We start from the raw sequence: 24,548 nt of genomic DNA, 5'->3' as shown, positions 1-24,548 counted from the left end.
GCCGCAGGACCGCGCCGCGGCTCTCCACTGCCGCGGCGTGACGCCCGCACGGTGGAGCTGCTCGCTCGTCGCGACTCCGTCGAGCCCTGCCAGCACCTCCACCACGCGTTCCCCACGGTCGGGCTCCCTCGTGCATCGGGGTCGCCGTGCGCCGTTCCCCCCGGATCGGGAGGACTGCGACCCACTCCGCGCCTGTGAGGGACCGACCGTGTCTGCAACCGAGGGTCGGAGAGCCGAGGACGGGCTCGGGGCTCCGTTCCTGCTCTCTCACCCTCGGTTGCGGACGAGCGCGTGCGGGCGGATCAGGCGAAGGCCTCGATGGGCGGGCAGGCGCAGACGAGGTTGCGGTCGCCGTAGGCCTGGTCGATCCGGCGGACCGGCGGCCAGTACTTGCCGCGCACCAGCGAGCGGACCGGGTAGACGGCCTCCTCGCGGCTGTACGGGTGCGTCCACTCCTCGGCCGTCAGGCACTCGGCGGTGTGCGGGGCGCCGCGCAGCGGATTGTCGTCCACCGGCCACTCCCCCGCGCCGACGCGGTCGGCCTCGGCCCGGATCCCGATCATCGCGTCGATGAAGCGGTCGATCTCGGCGAGGTCCTCGCTCTCCGTCGGCTCGACCATCAGGGTCCCGGCGACGGGGAAGCTCATGGTCGGCGCGTGGAAGCCGTAGTCGACGAGGCGCTTGGCGACGTCGTCCACGGTCACTCCGGTCGCCGCCGTCAGCGGGCGGATGTCGAGGATGCACTCGTGGGCGACGAGCCCGTTGTCCCCCGTGTAGAGCACCGGGTAGTGCCCGCGGAGGCGCGCAGCGACGTAGTTGGCCGAGAGGACGGCCGCCCCGGTCGCGGCCCGCAGGCCCTCCTCGCCCATCATCCGGGCGTACGCCCACGAGATCGGCAGGATGCCGGGGCTGCCGTAGGGCGCTGCCGACACCGGTGCGCCGCCGTGGACGATCCGCTCGCCCTGCGTGCCCACGCCGTGCTCGAGCCGCTGCGCGAGCGGGTGACCGGGCAGGAACGGCGCGAGGTGCGCCTTCGCGGCGACGGGACCGACGCCGGGACCGCCTCCGCCGTGCGGGATGCAGAACGTCTTGTGCAGGTTGAGGTGCGAGACGTCGCCGCCGAAGTCTCCGAAGCGGGCGAAGCCCAGAAGCGCGTTGAGGTTCGCGCCGTCCACGTACACCTGTCCGCCGGCCTCGTGGACGAGGCGGCAGATCTCGGCGACCTCGTGCTCGTAGACGCCGTGGGTCGACGGGTAGGTGATCATCAGCGCGGCGAGGGAGCCCGCGTGCTCGGCGATCTTCGCCCGGAGGTCGTCCAGGTCGACGTTGCCGAGCTCGTCGCAGGCCACGACGACGACGCGCATGCCGGCGAGGACCGCGCTCGCGGCGTTGGTGCCGTGGGCGCTCGAGGGGATCAGGCAGACCGTGCGGTCCTCGTCGCCGTTCGACCGGTGCCAGCCGCGGATCGCCAGCAGGCCCGCGAGCTCGCCCTGCGAGCCGGCGTTGGGCTGGAGCGACACGGAGTCGTAGCCGGTGAGGTGGGCGAGCCACCCCTCCAGCTGGTCGATCAGCGCCAGGGAGCCCTGCACGTCCGCCTCGGGGGCGAACGGGTGCAGGTCCGCGAACTGGGGCCAGCTGACCGCCTCCATCTCGGTGGCGGCGTTGAGCTTCATGGTGCAGGAGCCGAGCGGGATCATGCCGCGGTCCAGCGCGTAGTCCGAGTCGGCGAGGCGCTTGAGGTAGCGCATCATCGAGGTCTCGCTGTGGTGGCTGCTGAAGACCGGGTGCACGAGGAACGGCGTGCGGCGGTCGAGCTCGGCGGGGATGCTCCGCGCGGAGCCGCTGAGGAAGCCGAACGACGAGTCCAGCTGCCCGACGGCGGTCGCGACGGCGATCACCTCGAGGTCGGTGACCGTCTCGTCGATCGACACCGAGACCGTGTCGGCGTCGACCAGGCGCACGTCGAAGCCGGCCTGGCGGGCGCGTGCGACCGCCGCCTTAGCGCCGCCGGGCACGACGACCGAGACGGTGTCGAAGAAGTCGGCGTGCCGGAGGGAGTGGCCCCGGTCGAGGAGGAGGCGCGCGAGGAGCGCGGCCCGGCCGTGCACGCGCTCGGCGATCGCGGCGAGCCCGTCCGGTCCGTGGTAGACCGCGTACATCGCCGCCATGACCGCCAGGAGGACCTGCGCGGTGCAGATGTTCGAGGTCGCCTTCTCGCGGCGGATGTGCTGCTCGCGGGCCTGGAGGGACAGGCGGTAGGCGGGGTGGCCGTCCGCGTCCTGGCTGACGCCGACGAGGCGGCCGGGCAGCTGGCGCTCGAGTCCCTTGCGGACGGCGAGGTAGCCGGCGTGCGGTCCTCCGAAGCCCAGCGGGACGCCGAAGCGCTGCGTGGTGCCGATCGCGACGTCCGCGCCGAGCTCGCCCGGCGAGCGCACCAGGGTCAGCGCGAGCAGGTCGGCGGCGACGACGGCCAGGCCGCCGTGGGCCTTCACCGCGGCGAGCACCGCCGACGGGTCCCAGAGGTGCCCGGACGCGCCGGGGTACTGCACGAGGGCGCCGAAGCACTCCGGCACCTCCTCCGCGGCGGTGCGCGAGAGCGGGAGCTCGACGATGCGGATGCCGACGGCCTCCGCCCGGCCGCGCAGCAGCGCGAGGGTCTGCGGGAGAGCGTCGGAGTCGACGACGAAGACGTCGGTGCGCGCCTTCGAGGCGCGGCGCGTGAGCAGCATGGCCTCGACGACGGCCGTGCCCTCGTCGAGCATCGACGCGCCGGCCGTGTCGAGGCCGGTGAGGTCGGAGACCATCGTCTGGAAGTTGATCAGCGCCTCCAGGCGCCCCTGCGAGATCTCGGGCTGGTACGGCGTGTAGGCCGTGTACCAGCTGGGGTTCTCGAGCACGTTGCGCTTGATCACCGCGGGGGTGTGCGTGCCGTAGTAGCCGAGGCCGATCATCGGCCGACGCACCGTGTTCCTCGCGGCGAGGGCGCGCAGCTCGGCGAGCGCCTCCGTCTCGGTGGCCGGAGCGGGCAGCACCTGCGGGAGGTCGCGGACGTGGATCGACTCGGGGACGGCGGCGGTGACGAGCTCCTCCACGGAGTCGTAGCCGAGAGCCGCGAGCATGGTGCGCTGCGCGTCGGCGTCGGTCCCGATGTGGCGGGACTCGAAGGCGCCGGGGGTCCTGGTGGCCGCCATCTACTCGCCGACCAGCTCGGTGTAGGCGGCCGAGTCGAGGAGGCCGTCGGGCAGGGCGTCGAAGCGGACCCGGATCAGCCACCCCTCGCCGAACGGGTCGGAGTTGACGAGCTCGGGGCTGTCGACGACGGCCGTGTTGGTCTCGAGGACCTCGCCGTCGACGGGGGCGAACAGCTCGCCCACCGACTTGGTCGACTCGATCTCGCCGACGACGCTGCCGCCCTCGACGCGGGCTCCCGCCTCGGGGAGCTCGACGAAGACGACGTCGCCCAGCTTGTCCGCGGCGTAGGCGGTGATGCCGACGGTCGCGACCTCTCCGTCGACCCGGATCCACTCGTGGTCGGAGGTGTACTGCAGCTCGGTGGGCACGGCCATGTCAGTTCTTCTTTCTCGAGTAGAAGGGGAGCTCGGTGACGGTCATCGGGAGGCGCGTGCCGCGGATGTCGACGGCGAGCGCCGTCCCGGGCTGCGCGGAGGCGGGGGCGACGTAGGCCATCGCGATCGGGACGCCCAGGGTCGGCGAGAGGACGCCGCTGGTGACCACTCCGACCTCGTCGTCGCCGGAGAGGACGGTGTAGTCGGCACGGGCGGCGCGGCGGCCCTCGCCGACGAGCCCGACGAGCACGGGAGCGTCTCCGGAGGGACCCTCCTCGCTGGCCGCGCGGCCGACGAAGTCGATCGGCTTCCCGAAGGCGACGACGCGGCCGAGGCCGGCCTGTGCGGGGAAGACGTCGCGGGAGAGCTCGTGGCCGTAGAGCGGCATGCCCGCCTCGAGGCGGAGGGTGTCGCGGGCGGCGAGGCCGGCGGGGACGAGGCCCGCTCCGGCGCCGGTCTCGGCGAGAGCCTGCCAGAGCGCGGGAGCGGAGTCGGGCGAGACGTAGATCTCGAAGCCGTCCTCGCCCGTGTACCCGGTGCGCGCGATCAGGATCGGATGCGCCTCGAAGGTCGCGGGCACGGCGCGGTAGTAGCGCAGCTCCGCGAGCAGGAGGGCGGCGTCGTCCGTGTCGAGCACGGACTCCGCTCCCCGCTCGGTCTCGACGGCGAGGCCCTGGACGTTCTGCAGGATCTCGAGCGAGCGCGGTCCCTGCAGCGCGATGAGGGCGACGTCGTCGCTCTCGTCGAACAGCTCGCACTCGAACATCGCGGTGCGGTCGCGGAGCGTCTCGACGACGATGTGCCGGTTGGCCGCGTTCGCGACGACCATGAAGCGGTCCTCGCCCGTGCGGTAGACGACGAGGTCGTCGATCACGCCGCCCGTGCGCTCCAGGAGGAGGGTGTACTTCGCGCGGCCGGCGGCGACGGCCGAGATGTCGCTCGCCAGCGCGTAGTCGAGGGCGTCGACCGCCTCGGGGCCGACGACGAGGATCTCGGCCATGTGCGAGAGGTCGAAGAGGCCGGCGGCGGTGCGCACGGCGTGGTGCTCGGCGAGATCGCCGGAGTAGCGGACCGGCATCTGCCACCCGGCGAAGTCGGTGAAGGACGCGCCGGCGGCGACGTGCACCTCGTGCAGGGGCGAGTAGCGGGCTTCGGGGCTGGTCGTCGGGGTCTCGGACATGAGTTCTCCATTTCGTCGCAGTGCTGGACTCGCGCCGCGTTCGCGGCAGAGCACAGCAGTGCCGTGGGAACTCCCCCTCTGTCGTGGAGCCTGAGAGATTCGCGCCGCCCCGAGGGGTCGAGCGCTTTCACCATGGGCGGATCCGAGCGGATCGCTTTCCAGAGTGGCCAGTTCGACGCGGTACAAGACCTGAGAGATTGGCGGGGAGGCTTGCTCCTTCGGTGCCGACCGGAGTCGGCTCTCCCGCGTCGCGTATTGCGGCCCGGTATTCGGTTGTGCGGTCAGCCTAGCGGGCGGGGCGGGCCCGTAGCGGCGTGTCGCTTGTCCCGCTAGGTGTTCAGGTGTTGGTGACACTAAGGTGATCCCAGCACTTACAGTCGGTGCGACTCTTAGTAGGGGGCATCGGATGCCGGACGTGCAGCTCGCCGTGTCGACGGTGATCTTCGCCCTGCGGCCGCACCCGGAGACCGGAGCGAGCACCGTCTGGATCCCCGTCGTCCGGCGCATCCGCGAGCCGTTCGAGGGACGCTGGGCACTGCCCGGCGGACCGCTGCATCCGGACGAGGACCTCGCCGAATCGGCCCGCCGCACTCTCCGCGAGACCACGGGCCTGGCTCCGCGCTACCTCGAGCAGCTCTACGCCGTCGGCGGCACCGACCGCTCCCCCGGTGAGGACCGCGTCGTGTCGATCGTCTACTGGGCGCTCGTGCGCTCCGCCGAGGCCGACGAGGCCATCGTGGGAGAGAACGTCGCCTGGCTCTGCACCGATCTGCCGCTCGAGCTCGCCTTCGACCACGGACTGATCGTCGACTACGCCCTCTGGCGCCTGCGCAACAAGATGGAGTACTCCCGCATCGCGCAGGCCTTCCTCGGCGGCGCCTTCACCCTGTCTCAGCTGCGGGAGGTCCACGAGGCCGTCCTGCAGAAGCCCCTCGACCCGGCCAACTTCCGCCGGACGATCGAGAGCTCCGGCACCGTGGTGCCCACCGGGGAGCGCCTGACGGGCACCCGCCACCGTCCCCCGCGCCTCTACCGCTACGACGAGTCGGCGGCGCTCGTCGACAACGGCCCGCTGCCCGTCTGAGCGCGCCGCCCGACTCCCCCACCCGCCTCACGAGGAGAACACCGTGACATCCGTCGACAGCACCATCCGGCTCATCGAGGGCGGCTCCGCGCCCGGCGCCACCTGCGCGCCCGAGCTCGCGGAGGCCCCCTGGTCGTTCGACCTCGGCCTGCCCGCCTACGGGCCCGGCGCCTCCCAGGCCGACCCGATCCCGGCCGACGCCCCGGTCCAGGGACGTCTGCCGGAGGAGTACACGACGGCGAGCGCCGACGAGCTGCACCACCGCATCCTCGCGGCGAAGGAGACGCTCGGCGAGCGGGTCGTCGTGCTCGGGCACTTCTACCAGCGGGACGAGGTGGTGCAGTACGCCGACTACGTGGGCGACTCGTTCCAGCTGGCGAAGGCGGCGACGAGCCGGCCCGACGCCGAGGCCATCGTCTTCTGCGGCGTGCACTTCATGGCGGAGACGGCCGACATCCTCTCCGGACCGGAGCAGGCCGTGATCCTCCCGAATCTGGCGGCCGGCTGCTCGATGGCGGACATGGCCGACATCGACTCCGTCGAGGACGCGTGGGCCGAGCTCACCGAGCTCTACGGCACCGAGCCGGACGCCGGCGGCCGCGTGCCGCTCGTCCCGGTCACGTACATGAACTCCTCCGCCGCGCTGAAGGCGTTCTGCGGCCGCAACGGAGGCGTGGTCTGCACCTCCTCGAACGCGGCGACCGTGCTCGAGGACGCGTTCGCGCGCGGGCAGAGGGTGCTGTTCTTCCCCGACCAGCACCTCGGCCGCAACACCGCGAAGGCGATGGGCGTGCCGCTGGAGCGGATGCCGATGTGGAACCCGCGGAAGCCGCAGGGCGGCTCCGACACCGCGACGCTCCTGGACGCGCAGGTGATCCTCTGGCACGGCTTCTGCTCGGTGCACAAGCGCTTCACGACGGCCCAGATCGCGAAGGCGCGCGCCGAGCACCCGGGCGTGCGCGTGATCGTGCACCCGGAGTGCCCGATGGCGGTCGTCGACGCGGCCGACGAGTACGGCTCGACCGACTACATCGTGAAGGCGATCCAGGCGGCACCCGCGGGATCGACCTTCGCGATCGGCACCGAGATCAACCTGGTGCAGCGCCTCGCCGTCCAGTACCCGCAGCACACGATCTTCTGCCTCGACGACGTGGTCTGCCCCTGCTCGACCATGTACCGCATCCACCCCGGCTACCTCGCCTGGGTGCTCGAGGGACTGGTCGCGGGGACGGTGCTCAACCGCATCGAGGTCGCGGAATCGGTGCAGGCCGAGGCGCGCATCGCCCTCGAGCGGATGCTCGCGGCCGTTCCGCCCGCCGGGCCGGCGGCGGTCTGACATGGCGCGGGTCCTCGTCGTCGGCAGCGGCATCGCCGGGCTGGTCGCCGCGCTGACGGCGCAGCGCCGCCACGAGGTGCTGCTCGTCACCAAGGGCGCGCTGGCGGAGTCGTCGACGCGCGCCGCGCAGGGCGGGATCGCCGCGGTCACGGCGCCGGGCGACTCCGTGGCGCTGCACGTGGAGGACACGCTCACCGCCGGTGCGGGCCTCGCCGTGCGCTCGGCGGTCGAGGTGCTCTGCGCCGAGGGGCCGGAGGCGGTCGCGGTGCTGCAGGAGTGGGGCGTCGGCTTCGACCGCGAGGGCGGCGAGCTGGCGCGGGGACTCGAGGGCGCCCACTCGCGTCCGCGGATCCTGCACGCCGGCGGCGACGCGACGGGCGCCGCGATCGAGGCCGCGCTCGTGGCGGCGGTGCGGGGCTCGTCCGTCGAGGTGCGGGAGCACGCCGCCCTGGTCGACCTGGTGCGCGAGGGCGGCTCGGTCACGGGCGCCGACATCCTGCACGACGGCGTGCTCGAGCGCCTGACGGCCGACGCGGTCGTGCTGGCCACGGGAGGCGCCGGGCAGCTCTACCGGCACACCACCAATCCGTCCGTCGCGACCGGGGACGGGCTGGCCGCCGCACTGCGGGCGGGAGCGGAGACGGCGGACCTGGAGTTCTACCAGTTCCACCCGACCACGCTCGCGCTGCCGGGCGGCTTCCTCGTCTCGGAGGCGGTGCGCGGCGAGGGCGCGGTGCTGCGCGACGCCGCGGGCCAGCGGTTCCTGGCCGGGGTGCACCCCGAGGCCGAGCTGGCGCCGCGCGACGTCGTGGCGCGCGCGATCGCGGAGCGGATGCGGCTGCAGGGCGGGCTGCCCGTGCACCTGGACGCCCGGGCGATCGACCCCGAGGTGCTGGCGAAGAGGTTCCCGACGATCTCGGCGGCCTGCCGCGAGAACGGGCTCTCGCTCGCCGACGACCTGCTGCCCGTGACTCCGGCCGCACACTACTGGATGGGCGGGATCGCGACGGACCTGGACGGGCGCACCAGCCTCCCCGGGCTGCTCGCGGTCGGCGAGGTCGCCCGCACCGGCGTCCACGGCGCGAACCGCCTCGCCTCCAACAGCCTCCTCGAGGGGGTCGTGTTCGCGCGCCGCGCGGCGCTCGCCCTCGACTCCCTCTCCTGGAGCGGCGGCCCGGTCGCCCCTCCCCGCGCCGTCGTCCCGATGACGCTCGACCGGACCGCTCTCCAGGACGCGATGTGGGCGGGAGCCGGCCTCTCCCGGGACGCGGCGGGGCTCACCGCGGCGCGCGACGCACTCGTCGCCTCCGCCACGCCCGCTCCGCTCGGACTGAGGACGCTCGAGGACGCGAACCTGCTGACCTGCGCCCTCGCTCTCATCGACGCCGCGCTCGCGCGCACGCACTCCGTCGGCGCCCACCACCGGACCGACTCCCCCGACCCCGCGACGGCGAGCGCCGCCGCCCCCACCAGAGAGGCGGCCCTTCCGTGCTGACCCGCCAGAGCATCGACCGCGTCGTCACCCTCGCCCTCGAGGAGGACGCACCCTGGGGCGACCTGACCTCCGACACCCTCCTCCCCGCGGACGCCACCGCGAGCGCCGCCCTCGTGGCCCGCGAGCCCGGCGTCTTCAGCGGCGGCGCCGTCCTCGTCGGCACGATGCGGCAGGTCGACTCCCGGATCCGCTGCTCGGTGCTCGTGGAGGACGGCGCGGTCTTCGAGGCCGGGCAGACCCTCGCCCGGATCGAGGGCCCCGCGGGCGGCGTGCTCCGCGGCGAGCGGGTCGCGCTCAACCTCGTGCAGCGGATGAGCGGCATCGCCACCCTGACGGCGCAGTACGTCGCCGCGGTGGAGGGGACGCGCGCCCGCATCGTCGACACCCGCAAGACAACACCGGGCCTGCGCGCGCTCGAGAGGCACGCCGTCCGCAGCGGCGGCGGCCGCAACCACCGCTTCTCGCTCTCGGACGCGGTGCTGGCGAAGGACAACCACCTCGCGGTGCTCGCCGCGCGCGGGATCGACCTGACCGCGGCCCTGCGGGCGGCGCGCGCCTCGATCCCGCACACGGCGCACCTCGAGGTCGAGGTCGACCGGCTCGACCAGATCGAGCCCGCGCTGGCGGGAGGCGCGGACACGATCATGCTCGACAACTTCACCCCCGAGCTGCTCCGCCAGGGCGTCGCCCTCATCGGCGGGCGGGCCGTGGTCGAGGCGAGCGGCGGGGTCGACCTCTCGACCGTGCGCGCGATCGCGGAGGCGGGGGTCGACGTGATCTCCGTCGGCGCGCTCACCCACAGTGTCCGCTCGCTCGACCTCGGCCTGGACATCGCGGTCGAGTGATCTACCTCGACCACGCCGCGACCTCGCCCGTGCGCCGCGAGGTGCTGGAGGCCATGTGGCCTTTCCTCACCGCGGAGTACGGCAACCCGTCGAGCAGCCACTCGCTCGGCGACGCCGCGGCACGCGCGCTGGAGGCGGCGCGCGCTCACGTGGCCCGCTTCCTCGGCGGCCGCGCCTCCGAGACGCTCTTCACCTCCGGCGGCACGGAGTCGATCAACACGGCGATCAAGGGCCTCGCGCTGGGGGCGCCGCGCGGACGGCACCTGGTGATCTCGGCGCTCGAGCACGAGGCGACCGTCGAGTCGGCCGACCACCTCCGGCGCCTGCACGGCTTCGAGGTGTCGACGGCCCCCGTCGACGCGACCGGCCTGCTCGACCTCGACGCGCTCGCCGCGCTGGTCCGGCCGGACACCGCGCTGGTCTCGGTGCTCGCGGCGAGCAACGAGATCGGGACGGTGCAGGACGTGCCGGCGATCGCGGCGCTCTGCCGATCGCGGGGCGTGCCGCTGCACGTGGACGCCGTCCAGGCCGCCGGCTGGCTGGACGTCGCGGGCTGGGGCGCCGACGCGGTCTCGGTCTCGGGGCACAAGCTCGGGGCGCCGAAGGGCGTGGGGGCGCTGCTGCTGCGCAGCCGGCTCCCGTTCGAGCCCCTGCTGCACGGCGGCGGCCAGGAGCGGGAGCGGCGCTCGGGCACCGAGAACGTGGCCTTCGCGGTCGCGCTCGGCACCGCGGTGCGCCTGCTCGATCCGGACCGCGCGGCGCGGGTCGGAGCGGTCCGGGACGCGTTCGCCGAGCGGGTCGCGGCCCTGGCGCCCCGGGCCGTGCCGCTGGGCTCCGCGGCGCACCGGCTCCCCTCGATCGCCGCGTACGCCGTCCCCGGGCGGAGCGGCGAGTCGACGCTCCTCGAGTTGGAGGAGCGCGGCGTCGTCGTCTCGAGCGGCTCGGCGTGCGCCGCCGGGCGCGACGAGCCCTCGCCCGCGCTGCTGGCCCTCGGCCTCGATTCCGACGTCGCCCGGACCGCCGTGCGGTTCAGCTTCGGCGAGGGCGCCACGCTCGAGGAGGCCGAGGCCGCGTCCTCCGCGCTCTCCGCGGTCCTCGCCTGAGACCTCTCGCAGCGGATCCCCGTCGATCGGGAATGTCCGGGGCGTCCGCCGCTGTTCTCCCTCCGTACCCCGCATCCGCGCCCGCGAGTCGAGCCGTCGATGCGCCCCTCACACCGATCCCCCACACGACCGGAGAACACCTGTGACCGAGCGCAGCACCCTTCCCGCCGCGCGGCCCGCCGCACCCGCACCCGCCGCCGCCACGACCCTCGAGCCGCGCAGCCGCCTGGTCATCAGCCTCCTGCTGGTGTCGGCGTTCGTCGTGATCCTCAACGAGACGATCATGAGCGTGGCGCTGCCCGACCTCATGCGCGACTTCGACGTCGAGGCGCACGTGGGCCAGTGGCTCTCGACCGCCTTCATGCTCACGATGGCCGTCGTCATCCCGATCACGGGCTACCTGATCCAGCGGCTGCACACCCGCACGCTCTTCGCCGCCGCGATGATCCTCTTCAGCCTCGGCACGCTCACCGCCGCGCTCGCCCCGACCTTCGCGGTCCTCCTGGCGGCCCGCGTGGTGCAGGCCGGCGGCACGGCCATCATGATGCCGCTGCTGATGACGACCGTGATGACGCTGGTGCCCCCGGCGATCCGCGGGCGGATGATGGGCAACATCTCGATCGTCATCTCGGTGGCTCCGGCCGTCGGACCGACGATCTCGGGCGTCATCCTCAACTTCCTCGGCTGGCGCTGGATGTTCTGGATCGTGCTGCCGATCGCGATCGGCGCGCTGCTCCTGGGCCTGCGTAAGGTCGAGAACGTCACCGAGCCCCGCTCCATCCCGATCGACTCGCTCTCGGTGGTCCTCTCGGTCTTCGGCTTCGGCGGCCTCGTCTACGGCCTGTCGAGCCTCGGCGAAGGCGGAGCCGCGGTCGTCGCGCCGTGGATCCCGTTCGTCGTCGCGGGCCTCGGCCTCGCGGGCTTCATCGCGCGCCAGCTGCTGCTGCAGCGCACCGACCGGGCCCTGCTGGACCTCCGGACCTTCTCCTCCGCGAACTTCACCATCGTCATCGCGATGATGGCGGTCAGCATGTCGGCGCTCTTCGGCACGCTGATCCTGCTGCCCCTCTACACGCAGAACGTGCTGGGCCTCAGTCCGCTGGAGACCGGGCTGCTCCTGCTCCCCGGCGGCCTGCTGATGGGCCTGCTCGCGCCGTTCGTCGGCCGCGGCTACGACCGCTTCGGCCCGCGCGTGCTGCTCGTGCCCGGCTCGATCGTCGTCGCCGGCGCACTGTGGGGGTACACCCTGCTCGCGGCGGACTCGTCGCCCTGGTTCGTCCTCTCGCTGCACGTCACCCTCAGCCTGGGCCTCGCCTTCGTCTTCACGCCGCTGTTCACCGCCGGCCTCGGCTCGGTGCGCCCCTCGCTGTACTCGCACGGCAGCGCGATCATCGGCACCGTGCAGCAGCTGGGCGGCGCGGCGGGCACGGCGCTGTTCGTCACCGTCCTCTCGATCCGGTCGGCGGAGCTCGCGCAGGGCGGAGCCGACGAGGTCGCCTCCTACGCCGGCGGCATCCACTCCGCGTTCCTGTGGGGCGCGTCGATCGCGACGGTCGCGATCGTGGCCGCGTTCTTCGTCCGCCGCCCGGCGGAGTCGGACGCGCCGCTCCCGATGGCGCACTGAGCCGGGCGGGCCGACCCCGCCTGTTCACCTCCGCGTCACCCCGCCTCCCTACGGTGTCGCCCCGGCCGCCGCGCTCCCGATCGCGCGGCCGGGACGGAGACGAGACGTGACCGAGACGGCCGGCCCCCAGGACGTGCTCGACGCCGGAGCGGCCGCCCCGCCTCCACGCACGCTGGTCGACGTCCTCCGCGACACCGCGGAGCGCCACCCGGACGCCTCCGCGCTGGAGGACCCGGCCGGAGCGCTCAGCTACCGGGAGCTGCTGGCCCGCACGGTGCAGCTCGCGGGCGAGCTCACCACCGCAGGGGTCCGACGCGGCGACCGCGTCGGGATCCGCATGCCCAGCGGCTCCCGCGAGCTCTACCTCGCGATCCTGGCCGTCCTCGCCGCGGGAGCCGCGTACGTCCCGGTGGACGCGGACGACCCCGAGGAGCGGGCGCGCCTCGTCTTCGGCGAGGCCGCCGTCCGCGGCGTGATCACCGGCTCCGGCCGCTTCGAGCGCACCGGCGCCGACGAGCCGGCCGCGCGCCTGTTCACCGCGAGCGCGCCGCACCCGAGCACGGCGTCGATCCCGCTGCTGCAGCCGCCCTCGCTCGAGGACGACGCCTGGATCATCTTCACCTCCGGCTCCACCGGAACCCCCAAGGGAGTGGCGGTCAGCCACCGCTCCGCCGCCGCCTTCGTCGACGCCGAGGCGCGCCTGTTCCTCCAGGCGGAGCCGCTCGGCCCCGGGGACCGGGTGCTGGCCGGTCTCTCGGTCGCGTTCGATGCGTCCTGCGAGGAGATGTGGCTCGCCTGGCGGCACGGCGCCTGCCTCGTCCCCGCTCCCCGCTCGCTGGTCCGCAGCGGCATGGACCTCGGCCCCTGGCTGACCACGCACGGCATCACCGTGGTCTCGACCGTGCCGACCCTCGCGGCGCTCTGGCCCGCGGAGTCGCTCGAGAACGTCCGCCTGCTGATCTTCGGTGGCGAGGCGTGCCCGCCGGAGCTCGGCGAGCGCCTGGCCGTCGAGGGCCGCGAGGTCTGGAACACCTACGGGCCGACCGAGGCCACCGTCGTCGCCTGCGCCGCGCCCCTCGGCGGGCCTCCCCCGGTGCGCATCGGGCTGCCGCTGGACGGCTGGCGGCTCGCCGTCGTGGACGCGGACGGACAGCGGGTCGGCGAGGGCGAGGTCGGCGAGCTGGTCATCGGCGGGGTCGGGCTCGCGCGCTACCTCGACCCGGTCAAGGACGCCGAGAAGTACGCGCCGGCACCGCTCCTGGGCTGGGAGCGGGCCTACCGCTCCGGCGACCTGGTGCGCTTCGAGAGCGCCGGCCTGATCTTCCAGGGGCGCGCGGACGACCAGGTGAAGCTCGGCGGTCGGCGGATCGAGCTCGGCGAGGTCGAGGCGGCGCTGCAGGCGCTCCCCGGAGTCTCGGGGGCGGCGGCCGCGGTCCGCACCACGGCGGCCGGCAACCAGGTCCTCGTCGGCTACCTGGCCCTCGCCGGCGGCCGGGAGCTCGACCGCGACGCGGCGCTCGCCCGCCTGCGTGAGGAGCTGCCCGCATCCCTCGTGCCGCTGCTGGCCGTGGTCGAGGAGCTGCCGACCCGCGTCTCCGGCAAGGTCGACCGCGCCGCACTCCCCTGGCCGCTCGCCGTGGGCACGACCGAGGACGCCTCCCTCGACCCCGAGGAGGCGTGGCTCGCCGCCCTCTGGCGCGACGTGCTCGGCGTGCCGGTCGACGAGCGGGCGAACTTCTTCGACCTCGGCGGCGGCTCCCTCGCCGCCGCCCAGCTGGTCGCGCGGATCCGCGAGCGCGACCCCGAGTTCACGGTCGCCGACGTCTACGCCCACCCGCGACTCGCGGCGATGGCCGCCGAGATCCAGAGCCGCTCGACCGGCACTGCGGAGGTGTCCGCTCACCGCATCGCGCCGGTCCCCCTCAGGATGCGCGTGCTGCAGACCCTCCTCGGCGCACCGCTGCTCGTGCTCGGCAGCGCCCGCTGGGTCACTGCGATCCTCACCGTCACCGCGGTGCTCGACCTGGTGCCGGGGTTCGGCTGGCTGCCCACCGCTCCGCTCGCCGCGCTGATCCCCGCGTTCGCGCTCTTCCTCACGCCGTTCGGGCGGATGGGGCTCACCGTCCTCGCCGCGCGCACCCTGCTGCGCGGGATCCGAGCCGGAGACCACCCGCGCGGCGGGAGCGTGCACCTCCGGCTCTGGCTGGCCGAGCAGATCGCGTTCCAGCTCAAGGCCGTGAGCCTCGCGGGCGCGCCCTGGGTCGCCTATTACGCCCGCGCGCTCGGCGCCCGCATCGCCGACGACGTCGACCTGCACTCCCTCCCTCCGCTGACCGGGATGCTCACGCTCGGGCGCGGCGCCGCGATCGAGCCCGAGGTCGACCTCTCCGGCTACTGGATCGACGGCGACGTCCTGCGCGTCGGTGCCGTCCGGGTCGGCGCCGGCAGCACGGTGGGCGCGCGCAGCACGCTCCTCCCCGGCGCCCGGATCGGCAAGCACGCGCAGATCGAGCCGGGATCGGCCGTCTTCGGGCGGGTGCCGGCCGGGCAGCGCTGGGGAGGATCCCCCGCCCAGCGGCTCGGCAGGGCGAACGCCGGGTTCCCCTCGGAGCGCCCGGCGCGCCGCCCGGGCTGGGTCTGGGCGTACGGAGCGTCCGCGGTCGGCCTCGCGGCGGTCCCGGTCCTCGCCCTCGCGGCCGGGCTCGCCGTCGTGGCCGCCGCCGTGCGCGGCTCGGCTGGCCTCGGCGCCGCGCTCGGGCCCGCTCTCGCCGCCCTCGTGCCCGCCGTCGCCGTCTCCGGAGTCGTCCTCGCCGCTCTCGTCGTCGTCCTGGTTCGCCTGCTCGGCCGGGGCGTCGAGCCGGGCACCCACCCTGTGCGCGGTCGGATCGGCTGGCAGGTCTGGTCGACGGAGCGGCTGCTCGACTCAGCGCGTGTCCTGCTCTTCCCGCTCTACTCGGGCCTGTTCACCCCGGTCTGGCTGCGGCTCCTCGGCGCGAAGGTCGGACGCGACGTCGAGGCCTCGACGGTGCTGCTCCTGCCCGCGATGACGACCATCCGCGACGGCGCGTTCCTCGCCGACGACACGCTCGTCGCCTCCTACGCGCTCGGCGGCGGCTGGATGCGGCTCGCCCGCGCGGAGATCGGCGAGCGCGCGTTCCTCGGCAACTCCGGCATGGCCGCTCCCGGTCACACCGTGCCCGCCGGCGGACTCGTCGCCGTCCTCTCCTCCGCGCCCCGGAAGTCGAAGGCGGGCTCGTCGTGGCTCGGCTCACCGCCCGTGCGGCTGCGGCGCACCGTCGTCGAGGCGGAGTCGGCGCGCACCTTCCGCCCCGCCCGCCGACTCCGCGCGGCCCGCATCGCGTGGGAGCTCGGCCGCTTCGTCCCGGTGGTCGTCTCGGTCGCGATCGGCCTCGGTGTGGTCGCCGGACTGCTGGCGCTGATCCAGACGCTCGGGGCGGTGCTCGCCGCGCTCGTGGGAGGCGTCGTGCTGCTGGCCGCCGGGGCGGTCGCCGCGGCCGTCTCCACCGCCGCGAAGTGGATCCTGATCCAGCGGGTCGAGCCGAGCGAGCAGCCGCTGTGGTCCTCGTTCGTCTGGCGGAGCGAGCTGGCCGACGCCTTCACCGAGATGGTCGCCGCGCCCTGGTTCGCCCACGCCGCCGCGGGCACTCCGGCGCTGGTCTGGTGGCTGCGGAGCCTCGGCGCTCGGATCGGACGCGGCGTCTGGTGCGAGAGCTACTGGCTCCCCGAGGCCGATCTGATCTCGCTCGGCGACGGAGCGACCGTGAACCGGGGCTGCGTCGTGCAGACGCACCTGTTCCATGATCGAATCATGAGCATGGATCTCGTGAGCCTCGACGCCGGCGCCACCCTGGGCCCGCACAGCGTGATCCTCCCCGCCGCGCGGATCGCCGAGCACGGCACGGTCGGCCCGGCCTCGCTCGTCATGCGGGGGGAGCTCGTGCCCGCGGGCAGCCGCTGGAGCGGCAACCCGATCGGCCCGTGGCGCGAGGTGCGCGTCGCCGACTACCACGCGCCCGTCGAGTGAGCCCCGCGCTGACCGGGCTCGAGACCGCCGGCGACCCCTACGTCCCCGGCATCGGGAACACCGGCTACCGCGTCGAGTCCTACGACCTCGACCTCGACTACCGCGTCGCCTCGAACCGCCTGGCCGGCCGGGCCGTGCTGCGGATCGTCGCGCTGCAGCCGCTCCGGCGGTTCTCCCTCGACCTCTCCCGGCTCCGCGTGGCCCGCGTCCGGATCGACGGACGCCGCGCCCGCCACGAGCAGGCGCCGCACAAGCTGCGGGTGTCCCCCGCCGAGCCGCTGGCCGCCGGCGAGAGCGTCGACGTCGAGATCGAGTACAGCGGCCACCCCGCCCCCCGCGCCACCCACTGGGGCGAGCTCGGCTGGGAGGAGCTGGAGGACGGGGTGCTCGTCGCCTCGCAGCCCTCCGGCTCCTCCACCTGGTTCCCCTGCAACGACGACGTCGCCGAGAAGGCTCCGTACCGCCTGCGCGTCACCGCCGAAGAAGGCTACGCCGTGCTCGCGAACGGGGTGCTCGTCGACTCGAGCGCCCGCTCCGGCCGCCGCACCTGGCTCTACGAGCAGCGCGAGCCCAGCGCCGCGTACCTCGCCTCGGTGCAGATCGGCCGCTACGCGATCGAGGAGCGCGTGCTCGCCGGGGTCGCGGTGACCCTCGCCCGCCCCGCCGCCCTGGCCGCTCGGGTCGCGCACGACTTCGCTCCGCTCGAGCGCATGCTCGCCCTGTTCACGCGGCTGTTCGGGACCTACCCCTTCGCCCGCTACTGCGTCGTCGTCACGGCGGACGAGCTGGAGATCCCGCTCGAGGCGCAGGCGATGGCGGTGTTCGGCGCCAACCACGCCGACGGCCGCGGCGGCTCCGAGCGCCTCATCGCGCACGAGCTCGCGCACCAGTGGTTCGGCAACAGCGTGGGCATCGCCCGGTGGCGCCACATCTGGCTCAACGAGGGGTTCGCCTGCTACGCGGAGTGGCTGTGGTCGGAGGAGTCGGGCCGCGCCACCGCCGACGCCTGCGCCCGCCGCCACCACGCGGTGCTGCGGGCTGCGGCGCAGGATCTCGTGCTCGCCGATCCGGGGCCGGTCGCGCTCTTCGACGACCGCGTCTACAAGCGCGGCGCGCTCACCCTGCACGCGCTGCGGCTCACCGTCGGCGACGGGCCCTTCCTCCGGCTGCTGCGGGAGTGGACGTCCCGCTACGCCTCCGCCGCCGTCACCGACGAGGAGTTCCGCGAGCTCTGCACCGAGGTCCTCGGCGAGGGCGTGGACGATCTGCTCGACGCCTGGCTCCTCGACGAGGAGCTGCCGCCGCTACCGTCCCGGCGCTGACACCAGCGAGTCCGCGAGCGCGTCGCCGTGCTCGCGCCGCCAGCCGATGATGGGCCCGGCGCCCGCGTCCCCCATCGGCCCGAGGGCGACGCTGACCCGCAGCGCGGGGTCCAGCTGCGGCTCGGCCAGCCGGAAGCGGACGCCGTCGATCCGCGCCTCCGCCGCGTGGTGCGACTCGTGCACGTGCACCCGGCGCGGGTCGAGCTCGAGCCCGCGGCCGTCCGCCTTCAGCGCGGCCTCGATCCGGGTCCAGTGCAGGACGGGGTCGGCGGGGCGCATCCCGCCCGTGGCGAAGGGCGCCCCGGCGATGCGCGTGATCCGCTCCCCGCGCTCGGGCGTGCCCAGCGTCGGCTCCACATCGACGCCGACCGCACCGGCGCTGCTCGCCGCGACCACGACGGCGCCCGCGCAGTGCGCGATGCTCACCGACAGCAGCTCGAGCGCGACCCCGCGTCCCTCCAGCCGCGGCCGGCCGTGCGCGCCCCCGCAGCGCGGGCAGCACGCGACGACCCGGACCTCCGACGCGCGCGTCCCCGTGAGCTCGGCCGCGAGCATCCGCAGGAGCACCCGCCCGAAGACGAAGCGCTCGGCCGCCGACGCGGCGACCGTGCCGGCGTAGCGCTCGCGCTCCTCGTCGCTCAGCAGCGGCAGCAGCCGCTCGGCGTCCAGCGTCTGCTCGTCGAGCGCCAGCCAGCGCAGGTGCACCCCCGGCAGCTCCGCGCCGATCCCCGACTCCCCCATGTCCGTCCCCCCGGTCAGCTCGTCGCGGCGTGCTCGCCGCGCTCGTACACGTCCGCGGCCGATCCGACGATCAGCGGGTCCGGACCCAGCGGGCCCACGACCTCCTCGTCGCGTCCGTCGTAGTCGTAGAGGCTCAGGACGTAGCGCATGGCCTCGAGCCGGGCGCGCTTCTTGTCGTTGCTCTTCACGATGGTCCAGGGAGCGTCGGCGGTGTCGGTCGCCGCCATCATCGCCTCCTTGGCCGCGGTGTAGTCGCCCCACTTGTCGAGCGAGGCGAGGTCCATCGGCGAGAGCTTCCACTGGCGCACGGGGTCGATCATGCGGATCGTGAACCGGGTGCGCTGCTCCTCCGCCGAGACCGAGAACCACAGCTTCACCAGGTCGATGCCGTCGCCGACGAGCATCCGCTCGAACAGCGGCGTCTGGCGGATGAACTCGTCGTACTGCGCCGGCGTGCAGAAGCCCATCACGCGCTCCACGCCGGCCCGGTTGTACCAGGAGCGGTCGAAGAGGACGATCTCGCCGGCGGCCGGCAGGTGCGAGACGTAGCGCTGGAAGTACCACTGACCGGCCTCGCGCTCGGTCGGCTTCTCGAGCGCGACCACGCGGGCTCCGCGCGGGTTGAGGTGCTCGGTGAAGCGCTTGATGGTGCCGCCCTTGCCCGCGGCGTCGCGCCCCTCGAACACGACCACGAGTCGGCGCCCGTGCTTCTTGATCCAGTTCTGCAGCTTCAGCAGTTCGATCTGGAGGAGGCGCTTGCCTGCCTCGTACTCCTCGCGCGACATCCGCTCGTCGTAGGGGTAGCCCTCGCGCCAGGTGTCGATCTGCGTGCCGTCGCGGCGCAGGAGCACCGGATCGTCGTCGTCCTCGTCCAGCACGACGAGGTCCCGCGCGTCGGCGGGCGTGAGCGTGCGGAGCAGCTCGGGAGTGGGACGGAGGGCGTCATCGGCGGTGTCGGGCACGGAGGGACGCTAGTGCGCCCGTGCGACGCTCCGGTGAACGGCGGGTATCCCCGCGTCTGCGGGGAGGACGGTCGGACGGGCTGCCGCGCCGATCGCGGTCCCGGCCGCCGGATGCGCAGGCTGATCACGGCGGCTGTACGCAGCCGAGGCCGCAGTGCTCGATCCGGTGCGCTCCCGCGAGGATCGACCGGCTCCGCCTCGTCTCGGGACGGCGTCAGCCGGGGAACGCCGCAGGAGGCAGGTCGGTCTCGCCGCCCTCGACCGCGTCGAGCAGCCGGTCGACCACGTCCTGCGGCGCCAGACCCGCGCCGAAGCGGGGCGCGTCTCCCGCGAGCGGGTGCCGGGACAGCTCGGTCTCGGTGTGGCCGGGGCGCGCGTCGAGCAGGAGGACGCCCGCCCGCTTGTACTCGCGGGCCGAGGCCTTCACGAAGGAGTGCAGTGCCGCCTTCGAGGCGGAGTACGCGGCGAGTCCCGCGGTCGGAGCCTCCGCCACCACGCCGCTGATGGTCAGCGCGAACGGCTCGCGCCCCTCGCCCGCCGACGCGACGAGCGACGGCAGCGCGGCGGTCAGCACCCGGATCGGCGCCAGCGCGTTCACCTCGACGAGCTCCTCCAGAACGGCCGGATCGAGCTCGGCGGAGGGCCCGAAGGCCACGACGCCCGCGGCCACGACGACGCCGTCGAGGCGCCCGTGCCGCTCGAGCACCTCGGCGACCACGCGCCGGGGCTCGTCCTCCCCGCGCAGGTCGGCGACCAGGGGTGTCTCGCCGAGCGCCGCGGAGTCGCGCCCCGAGCGCACCGCGACGGCACCGCGCGCCTCCAGCGAATCGGCCAGGAGGCGGCCGAGGCCGCCCGAGGCTCCGAGGACGAGGACGACGGCACCGTCGAGACGAGTCATGTGGCGAGCCTAGACGGGTGCGCTGTCGCGGATCGGCACTACCGTCCGAGCGACCGGGCCCCTACCGTGAGGCCCATGACACGACTGCAGAGCCGTGCCGTGCTGCACCGCCTGCTCGAGGTCCTCGAGGATCCCGCCCCCGTCACCATCGGCCACGCGCGTCACGTCCGGATGCTCGTCCGCGAGGCTCTGGAGTGGATCGCCGGCCCTCGGGCGCACGAGTCCGGTGCGTGGAGCGGCCCCGCTTCGGGAGAGCTCGCGGCCGCGCTCGCCCCCGAGGATCCCGCCGCCACGGACCCGGGTCTCTGACGCTCCCGCCCTCCTCGTAGACTCGTTCGCCGGAGGAACGGGGTGTCGATGGACGAGGGTGCGCCGGCGGGCTGGTACCGCGACGAGGCCGATGCGGCCGAGATGCGCTGGTGGGACGGCAGGCGGTTCACCGGAGCGCGCCGCTCCGCGCAGGACAGTGACGCGGTGGTGCGGGACGCACCCGTCACCTCCGCCACGGAGCGCGTCGTCTACCGCCTCCCGAACGCCGACGGCGCCCCGAGCGTCGACGCCCTCGCCGAGGCCGAGCGGATCGAGGAGATCGCCGATCTGGTCGGCCGCACGCTCGAGCAGGGCGAGATCGACGAGCGGACCCTCGAGGTCGACCTGATCCCCGAGCCCGACCACCCCACCGGCCTCGACGCCGTCTCGGTCCGGGCCGGCGGCCGCGTCCTCGGCTACCTGCCGAACGCCTCCGCCCACCGGGCCGCTCTCGACCGGGTCGTGGCGAGCGGAGCCGTCCCGGTCACGACCGCGCGCCTCCGGGTCGAGCGCGGCGAGGAGGGCCTGCGGGCCGTCCTCCGCGTCGCCCTGGTCGCCCCCGAGCTGCTCGTGCCGCTCAACGAGCCGCCCGTCGAGCGCCACTCGATCCTCCCCTGGTCGCGGGGCCTGCCGGTCCTGCGCGAGGACGAGCACTTCGCCCGCCTCTCGACGGTCGTCCCGGCGAGCGGCCGCGGCCTGCTGCTGGTGACCCTGCACCCGGCCGGCGACCTCGTCGAGCTCCGTCTCGACGGCGAGCGGGTGGGCGAGCTCTCCCCGACCCTCTCGGCGGATTTCGCCCCGACCCTCCGCCACCTCGCGAGCCTCGGCCTCACCGCCGCCGCCTACGCCTCCCTCCGCGGATCCCCGCTGAAGGTCGAGCTCACGCTGCAGGCCGCGAAGGCCGCTGAGCTGCCCGCCGAGTGGGTCGACGGCCGTCCGGTCACTCTTCCCCGACTCCTCCCGCCGGCCCGGACCTACACCGTCCCGCCCTCGTACACGGCGCCGCTGCGTCCCACTCCCCGCAGCTCGGAGGCGGTCTCCCGCTCGGTCCGCCGGACCGTCGCCTGGGTGGTCGTCGGCGTCTGCACCCTCGTCGGGCTGTCGAGCTGGCTGATCGGGGACGTGCTGAACTGACGGGGCGGGGCGGACGTCCGGGGATGTGACCGGCCTCGTGTCGGACTCCCGGGGTCGGCGATGCCGCACCTCCGCGCAGAAGCGCCCGGCTCGCGGATCCGGGGATCCGAGCGAACCGGGCGCCTCGAGCCGAGCGCGGCCGTCCTACACGTTGAAGCGGAACTCCACGACGTCGCCGTCCTGCATCACGTAGTCCTTGCCCTCGATGCGGGCCTTGCCCTTCGCGCGGGCCTCGGCGATCGAGCCGGTCTCGACGAGGTCGTCGAACGAGATGATCTCGGCCTTGATGAAACCCTTCTGGAAGTCGGTGTGGATGACACCGGCGGCCTGGGGCGCGGTCCAGCCCTTCCCGATGGTCCAGGCGCGCGTCTCCTTCGGGCCGGCCGTGAGGTACGTCTGGAGGCCCAGGGTGTCGAAGCCGATGGTCGCGAGCTGGTTGAGGCCCGACTCCGTCTGGCCGGTCGACTCGAGCATCTCGGCGGCGTCGGCCTCGTCGAGGTCGATCAGCTCGGACTCGATCTTCGCGTCGAGGAAGATCGCCTTCGCCGGCGCGACCAGGGCCGCGAGCTCGGCCTTCCGGGCGTCGTCGGTCAGCACGGCCTCGTCGACGTTGAAGACGTAGATGAACGGCTTGGCGGTCAGAAGGCCCAGCTCGCGGATCGGCTCCAGATCGATCGAGGAGGCCGACAGCGGCTTGCCCTGGTCGAGGAACTCGCGCGCCTTCTTCGCGGTCTCGACCACGATCGGCTCGATCTTCCTCCCCTTGAGCTCCTTCTCGTAGCGGGCCTCGGCCTTCTCGAGGGTCTGGAGATCGGCGAGGACCAGCTCGGTGTTGATCGTCTCCATGTCGCTGGCGGCGTCGACCTTGCCGTCGACGTGGACGACGTCTGAGTCCTCGAAGCCGCGGATGACCTGCGCGATCGCGTCGGCCTCGCGGATGTTCGCGAGGAACTTGTTGCCCAGGCCCTCGCCCTCGGACGCGCCGCGCACGATGCCGGCGATGTCGACGAAGGAGACGGGCGCCGGGAGGATGCGCTCGGAGCCGAAGATCCCGGCGAGCACCTCGAGGCGGGAGTCGGGCAGGTTCACCACACCCACGTTCGGCTCGATCGTCGCGAACGGGTAGTTCGCCGCGAGCACCGTGTTCTTGGTCAGTGCGTTGAAGAGCGTCGACTTGCCGACGTTGGGGAGACCGACGATTGCGATAGTGAGAGCCACGGGCATCCATCCTACGGCGTGGCGGCGGAAGGGCCGGGCGGGCGGGGCGCGGAGGAACGGGAGGCGCCCGCCCGCGGCCGGCGGGTGCTCCCGCCCGCTCGGGGCGACGCGCGCGCGACGCTCCCGGCGGCGTCGGAGGTGCGTGAGAGGCTGGAGCGTGCCCATAGACTTCACCGCCATCGACTTCGAGACCGCCAACTCGCACGGGGCCTCCGCGTGCTCCGTCGGGCTCGTCAAGGTCCGCGACGGCCGCGTCGTCGACCGCGCCGGCTGGCTCATCCGCCCGCCGTTGGGGTACGACGACTTCCTCGAGTGGAACACGCGGATCCACGGCATCCGCAAGCACGACGTGCACGCCGCCGCCTCCTGGGTCGACCAGTTCGCCGACCTGGCGGCCTTCGCCGGCGAGGACGTGTTCGTCGCGCACAACGCCGGCTTCGACATGGGCGTCATCCGCGCAGCCTGCGCGGCGACCTCCCTCGAGCACCCCGAGTATGACTACCTCTGCTCGCTGCAGCTCGCCCGCAAGACGTACGAGCTCGACTCCTACCGCCTCCCCGTCGTCGCCATGGCCGCGGGCTTCGAGGACTTCCGCCACCACGACGCGTCGGCCGACGCCGAGGCGTGCGCCGCGATCGTCGTGCACGCGGCCCGGCGGCACGGCGCCGCGAGCATGGCCGAGCTCGGCGAGCTGGCCGGCGTCTCCGTGAAGCGCCTGCGCCCGAAGGCCCCCGTCGCCGCCTGACGTCCGTCGTGCCGAGCCGGCTCGAGACGATCGGCTCAGCCGCGGGGGTCGCCGAACCAGGTGCTGAAGATGCGCCAGAAGTTCCGGTTCCCGTAGGCCGAGCAGTCGTCGCCCTCGCCGTAGAGGTTCGCGAGCGCCGCCGCGTTCGGCTGGTACGGCGTGTAGTAGTAGAGACCCGCCGTGGCCGCGTTGGCGATGGTCACCGGGGCGGTGCCGCAGGACTCGTCCGGGGAGTAGCGGACGTCGCCGGCCGCGCCGACCGGGTACCAGTCGAAGCTCGAGTCCGGATTCCGGTAGCGCTGGAACTGCCACGCCGCTCCGTACACCTGCGCGGCGAAGCCGTAGGAGTCCGTGTCGCAGTCCGCGGTGTCCGGGCAGCCGTAGCCCGTGGCGCTGCGGAACTGCCGCTCGCTCGGCTCCGGATCGGTCACGAGCGACTGCTCCTTCTGCAGCAGCACCAGGAGGACGGCCGGATTCACGTCGCACGCGCCGGCGACCGAGGTGATGATCTCCGCGGCCGGGACGTCGCGTCCGGCGGGCAGCGCGTCGCACTGCTCGTCGGCCGTGATCGCCGCGGTGTCCTCGGCGTAGTCCCGCAGGCACGGCACCGGCCCGCCCGCGCAGTCGGGGACGCGGGCTTCGAGGAACGCCTGCACCGTGAGCGGTCCGAGCCCGTCGCCGTCGAAGAAGACCTCGTCGGAGATCAGGTCGCCCGGGTCGAAGTCGGCCGCGACGGGGCCTGGCTGGAGGAAGGTCCACAGCCGGACGGTCTGCGGCTCGGACGGCACCGCGGCGAGGCGCGTGCCGTCGACGGAGCCTCCCAGCAGGAGCGCCACCAGCGCCGCGACGACGACGACCGCACCGCCCCGCCGGCGTCGGAGGCCGGTCGGGGACGGTGCGGTCGGGGTCATCCCTCCACGCTAGTGGCGGGGTCGCGGGCG

The 24,548-nt window shown here is 73.9% G+C and carries 19 protein-coding genes and 1 riboswitch; of the genes, 11 read left to right on the top strand and 8 right to left on the bottom strand.

Features of this window, described 5'->3' with window-relative positions:
* Nucleotides 1–302 precede the first annotated feature (302 nt).
* The 3 genes from gcvP to gcvT are packed head-to-tail and all read right to left on the bottom strand — an operon-like array spanning nucleotide 303 to nucleotide 4,746.
* Entirely contained in the window at nucleotides 303–3,191 is a 2,889-nt protein-coding gene (gcvP, locus tag C5C71_RS00755; protein ID WP_104336942.1) for an aminomethyl-transferring glycine dehydrogenase, read from the bottom strand.
* A complete protein-coding gene (gene gcvH / locus C5C71_RS00750; RefSeq protein WP_104225540.1) occupies nucleotides 3,192–3,566 on the bottom strand; it encodes a glycine cleavage system protein GcvH in 375 nt (124 codons plus the stop codon).
* Between the two features lies 1 nt (nucleotide 3,567).
* A complete protein-coding gene (gene gcvT, locus C5C71_RS00745) occupies nucleotides 3,568–4,746 on the bottom strand; it encodes a glycine cleavage system aminomethyltransferase GcvT (protein WP_104336941.1) in 1,179 nt (392 codons plus the stop codon).
* Between the two features lie 168 nt (nucleotides 4,747–4,914).
* Nucleotides 4,915–5,002, bottom strand: a riboswitch (glycine riboswitch).
* A 150-nt stretch (nucleotides 5,003–5,152) separates the two neighbouring features.
* Between gcvT and C5C71_RS00740 the strand changes: the two genes are divergently transcribed.
* From C5C71_RS00740 to C5C71_RS00705, 8 genes are all read left to right on the top strand, one after another.
* Nucleotides 5,153–5,830, top strand: coding sequence for an NUDIX domain-containing protein (locus C5C71_RS00740; protein ID WP_104246613.1), 678 nt, complete (start codon nucleotides 5,153–5,155; stop codon nucleotides 5,828–5,830).
* Between the two features lie 43 nt (nucleotides 5,831–5,873).
* Entirely contained in the window at nucleotides 5,874–7,166 is a 1,293-nt protein-coding gene (nadA, locus tag C5C71_RS00735) for a quinolinate synthase NadA (RefSeq protein WP_104225538.1), read from the top strand.
* A gap of 1 nt (nucleotide 7,167) precedes the next feature.
* Nucleotides 7,168–8,661: an L-aspartate oxidase gene (gene nadB / locus C5C71_RS00730; protein WP_104336940.1), complete on the top strand. Its 1,494-nt coding sequence runs from the start codon at nucleotides 7,168–7,170 to the stop codon at nucleotides 8,659–8,661.
* Complete coding sequence (gene nadC, locus C5C71_RS00725) at nucleotides 8,655–9,506, top strand: carboxylating nicotinate-nucleotide diphosphorylase (protein ID WP_104266935.1); 852 nt, start codon at nucleotides 8,655–8,657, stop codon at nucleotides 9,504–9,506. Before nadB ends, nadC begins: the two co-directional genes overlap by 7 nt.
* A complete protein-coding gene (locus C5C71_RS00720; protein WP_104336939.1) occupies nucleotides 9,503–10,609 on the top strand; it encodes a cysteine desulfurase family protein in 1,107 nt (368 codons plus the stop codon). The genes nadC and C5C71_RS00720 overlap by 4 nt, the downstream gene beginning before the upstream one ends.
* 142 nt (nucleotides 10,610–10,751) lie before the next feature.
* The gene (locus C5C71_RS00715; protein WP_104336938.1) at nucleotides 10,752–12,233 is read left to right on the top strand and encodes a DHA2 family efflux MFS transporter permease subunit; all 1,482 of its coding nucleotides are present in this window, start codon (nucleotides 10,752–10,754) and stop codon (nucleotides 12,231–12,233) included.
* Between the two features lie 106 nt (nucleotides 12,234–12,339).
* On the top strand, nucleotides 12,340–16,278 hold the full coding sequence (locus tag C5C71_RS00710) for a Pls/PosA family non-ribosomal peptide synthetase (RefSeq protein WP_181065613.1): 3,939 nt from the start codon (nucleotides 12,340–12,342) through the stop codon (nucleotides 16,276–16,278).
* Complete coding sequence (locus tag C5C71_RS00705; RefSeq protein WP_258068547.1) at nucleotides 16,275–17,600, top strand: M1 family metallopeptidase; 1,326 nt, start codon at nucleotides 16,275–16,277, stop codon at nucleotides 17,598–17,600. Before C5C71_RS00710 ends, C5C71_RS00705 begins: the two co-directional genes overlap by 4 nt.
* Here the strand turns inward: C5C71_RS00705 and C5C71_RS00700 are convergent.
* From C5C71_RS00700 to C5C71_RS00690, 3 genes are all read right to left on the bottom strand, one after another.
* Nucleotides 17,583–18,341: a 4'-phosphopantetheinyl transferase superfamily protein gene (locus C5C71_RS00700; protein ID WP_104336936.1), complete on the bottom strand. Its 759-nt coding sequence runs from the start codon at nucleotides 18,339–18,341 to the stop codon at nucleotides 17,583–17,585. The genes C5C71_RS00705 and C5C71_RS00700 overlap by 18 nt on opposite strands.
* A 14-nt stretch (nucleotides 18,342–18,355) precedes the next feature.
* On the bottom strand, nucleotides 18,356–19,216 hold the full coding sequence (ppk2, locus tag C5C71_RS00695; protein WP_244229668.1) for a polyphosphate kinase 2: 861 nt from the start codon (nucleotides 19,214–19,216) through the stop codon (nucleotides 18,356–18,358).
* A 301-nt stretch (nucleotides 19,217–19,517) separates the two neighbouring features.
* Nucleotides 19,518–20,201 (bottom strand): SDR family oxidoreductase, encoded by a 684-nt coding sequence (locus C5C71_RS00690; protein WP_104336935.1) that lies wholly within the window; start codon nucleotides 20,199–20,201, stop codon nucleotides 19,518–19,520.
* A gap of 75 nt (nucleotides 20,202–20,276) precedes the next feature.
* Here C5C71_RS00690 and C5C71_RS00685 point away from each other — a divergent pair, with 75 nt between their 5' ends.
* Together C5C71_RS00685 and C5C71_RS00680 are read left to right on the top strand one after the other, a co-directional pair.
* Nucleotides 20,277–20,510 (top strand): hypothetical protein, encoded by a 234-nt coding sequence (locus C5C71_RS00685; protein WP_104325343.1) that lies wholly within the window; start codon nucleotides 20,277–20,279, stop codon nucleotides 20,508–20,510.
* A gap of 48 nt (nucleotides 20,511–20,558) precedes the next feature.
* Nucleotides 20,559–21,644, top strand: a complete 1,086-nt coding sequence (locus tag C5C71_RS00680; protein WP_104336934.1) for a DUF2510 domain-containing protein — start codon at nucleotides 20,559–20,561, stop codon at nucleotides 21,642–21,644.
* Nucleotides 21,645–21,788: 144 nt separating this feature from the next.
* Here the strand turns inward: C5C71_RS00680 and ychF are convergent, their stop codons facing one another.
* Complete coding sequence (gene ychF / locus C5C71_RS00675) at nucleotides 21,789–22,862, bottom strand: redox-regulated ATPase YchF (RefSeq protein WP_104222958.1); 1,074 nt, start codon at nucleotides 22,860–22,862, stop codon at nucleotides 21,789–21,791.
* A 157-nt stretch (nucleotides 22,863–23,019) separates the two neighbouring features.
* On the opposite strand from ychF, the gene C5C71_RS00670 reads away from it, so the two are divergent.
* Entirely contained in the window at nucleotides 23,020–23,607 is a 588-nt protein-coding gene (locus tag C5C71_RS00670; protein ID WP_104224410.1) for an exonuclease domain-containing protein, read from the top strand.
* 35 nt (nucleotides 23,608–23,642) lie between these two features.
* On the opposite strand, the gene C5C71_RS00665 is transcribed toward C5C71_RS00670, so the two are convergent.
* Nucleotides 23,643–24,518: a hemagglutinin gene (locus tag C5C71_RS00665; protein ID WP_104336933.1), complete on the bottom strand. Its 876-nt coding sequence runs from the start codon at nucleotides 24,516–24,518 to the stop codon at nucleotides 23,643–23,645.
* Nucleotides 24,519–24,548 lie beyond the last annotated feature (30 nt).

Source organism: Rathayibacter sp. AY1C1, assembly GCF_002932105.1.
Classification (GTDB): domain Bacteria; phylum Actinomycetota; class Actinomycetes; order Actinomycetales; family Microbacteriaceae; genus Rathayibacter.
This window is presented reverse-complemented; position numbering and strand designations above follow the sequence as displayed.